The organism is Microbacterium sp. K35 (assembly GCF_004794375.1).
Taxonomy (GTDB): domain Bacteria; phylum Actinomycetota; class Actinomycetes; order Actinomycetales; family Microbacteriaceae; genus Microbacterium; species Microbacterium sufflavum.
This window is the reverse complement of the sequence record NZ_SSDM01000169.1, coordinates 1-1,921: the sequence shown is the minus strand read 5'-3', so window position 1 is coordinate 1,921 and position 1,921 is coordinate 1. Positions and strand designations below refer to the sequence as shown.

General features: G+C 64.1%; 3 protein-coding genes. 2 read left to right on the top strand and 1 reads right to left on the bottom strand.

Annotation, left to right across the window (positions count from 1 at the left end; all coding sequences use genetic code 11):
* Nucleotides 1–574 (top strand): hypothetical protein (locus DW299_RS19380; RefSeq protein ID WP_205814336.1); only part of this gene is annotated, 574 nt, incomplete at its 5' end.
* Nucleotides 575–584: 10 nt separating this feature from the next.
* Here DW299_RS19380 and DW299_RS06255 read toward each other — a convergent pair.
* Nucleotides 585–1,028, bottom strand: coding sequence for a hypothetical protein (locus DW299_RS06255; protein WP_136036069.1), 444 nt, complete (start codon nucleotides 1,026–1,028; stop codon nucleotides 585–587).
* A gap of 153 nt (nucleotides 1,029–1,181) precedes the next feature.
* Between DW299_RS06255 and DW299_RS06250 the strand changes: the two genes are divergently transcribed.
* Nucleotides 1,182–1,841: a TetR/AcrR family transcriptional regulator gene (locus tag DW299_RS06250; protein WP_136036068.1), complete on the top strand. Its 660-nt coding sequence runs from the start codon at nucleotides 1,182–1,184 to the stop codon at nucleotides 1,839–1,841.
* The last annotated feature ends 80 nt before the right edge of the window (nucleotides 1,842–1,921 follow it).

Sequence of the window (1,921 nt, the reverse complement as noted above, 5' to 3'; positions counted from 1 at the left end):
CCCGTCAGAGGATGTGCACGGGGTGGCCGGCGGGCAGCGCCAGCAGCAGAGCGCCCGGGTCGGCGCGGCACACCACCCGCACGGCCTCGCCGAACTCGTCGCCGTCGAGCTCGACGGGCGTATGCTCGCAGACATGCGCGAAAGTGAAGTGTTACCGACTGGCATCACTGCCCGGTGGAGGTGGGAAGTTCTTGCCCGCGTGGTGGTCGCGGCTTTGTTCGCCGCAGTCGGGGCTCTGTTACTTCTGGTCGGCGACTTCTGGGTCTGGCCGATTGCTCTCGTGATCCTCGGCGCATCCAGCCGAACTGCGGCACAAGCCTCTGATCGGCGAAGTCGCGGTAGGCGTCAGAGGGCATGGGACGCAAGGAGTTTCTCGTTCGCGGCGATTCTCATCCCAGCGATGCTGGGGATCGTCATCCCATTGCGGTCTTTGGGGGCCCCTCTGCGACCTTGGGTCACGTGGTACGTGCCCGCGGCGACTTTCGTGCTCATGATCGTCACCACCTGCTTGCTCGTACTCCTTCAGTTGCCCTCGCAGGGCGAGGGGACGCCGGCTCACCGTCGCCCCCTCTGATCAATGAGCGTTACGCGAGGCAGGTCATGATTCCTCCCATTCCGGTGAAGCCGAGCGCGGAAATCCAGATGAGCGATCCGTCTGCGCTAAGTACGCCGAAGACGCCGCTGACGATGGACATCAGACACCCGATCGGGTCCGGCTTTGGGTGATCAATCACGGTTCCTGTCACCGACAACTTGTAGTTCGCCACCATCACTCCGTTGATGTACTTGTGTAGGAAGCTGCCGTGGCAGTCCGTGGTTGGCTCTCCGACGCGCAGCGACCAACTGCTTCCGTCCGAGCCGATGCAGATGTACTCGTACTGACCCGTGCTCATCGTTGCGGAGCCGATGGGGCTGGCCGCGCGTACTTCGGTCTGTGCGCTTGTGGCCGCGCTCGCTGCTTGCGGAGCCACAGCCGCTGCGATGGCGATGCACGCGGCGGCACACAGGGTTACGGCACTTCTCTTCATGATGTTCTTCCCTTCTCGATCGCGGTGAGCGCCGCGATGCCCGGGAAGCTATGAACTGACCAATCGGTTAGGGAACTGAAGTATTACGCGCCACCTCCTGACCGGCTGTCCAGTGCGTAGGGTCACTCACAGTGGCCACGAGGAGGTGGAGCGATGAGCGCGAAACGGAACGGCGCGCGCACAACGGCTTTGAGGGCGCTCAATGCCCGCTCGGTGATGAGCCCGGACTTGAACGCGGCACCCGAGATCATCGAGGCAGCCGTGCGTGTGTTCGACGAGTTCGGTTATGAGGGCACGAGTTTCCGTCGCATTGCGGAGGTTGCGGGAACCTCGAAGTCCCTCGTCACCTACTTCTTCCCAACCAAACAGGCCTTGGTTGGGACCATCGTCGATCTCGCCTTCCCCGGCGGCGTCTTCATGGGAACCAAACGCACGGATGATGACCCGCTCGATGCGATCGTCGCCGTAGCGGAGCAAGTGACCGACAGCCTCCTGCACGACCCGCTGGCGCGAGTGTCGCTCATGCTGATGGATCGGAGGACCGACGGCTCGCCGCCCGCAAGTCCCAAGTTCAGCGGGTGGCTCGCGCGCTTGACCGACTACCTCGAAGAAGCGCAACGGAAAGAGCTGATCGCTCCGGATGCCGATCCGCCAAGAGAGGCGAAGTACCTCCTATCTGGCATCATCGGACTTGCCGAGTTGGCAAGGGACAGCGGCGCCTACCTGCGGCTTGTCGAAGACGCTGTGCTGCTCACTCGCGACCGGCTCGCTCACATCGTCGTCGGCCCGCGGGCGCGTGAGCTTCGCGCGTAGGGTGCGCTGACCGCGCCGCTACCCGTCAGAGGATGTGCACGGGGTGGCCGGCGGGCAGCGCCAGCAGCAGAGCGCCCGGG

Bases quoted from the DNA above. Each gene is read 5' to 3' on its own strand.
- DW299_RS06255 (WP_136036069.1), bottom strand. From the start codon at position 1,028: ATGAAGAGAAGTGCCGTAACCCTGTGTGCCGCCGCGTGCATCGCCATC.
- DW299_RS06250 (WP_136036068.1), top strand. From the start codon at position 1,182: ATGAGCGCGAAACGGAACGGCGCGCGCACAACGGCTTTGAGGGCGCTC.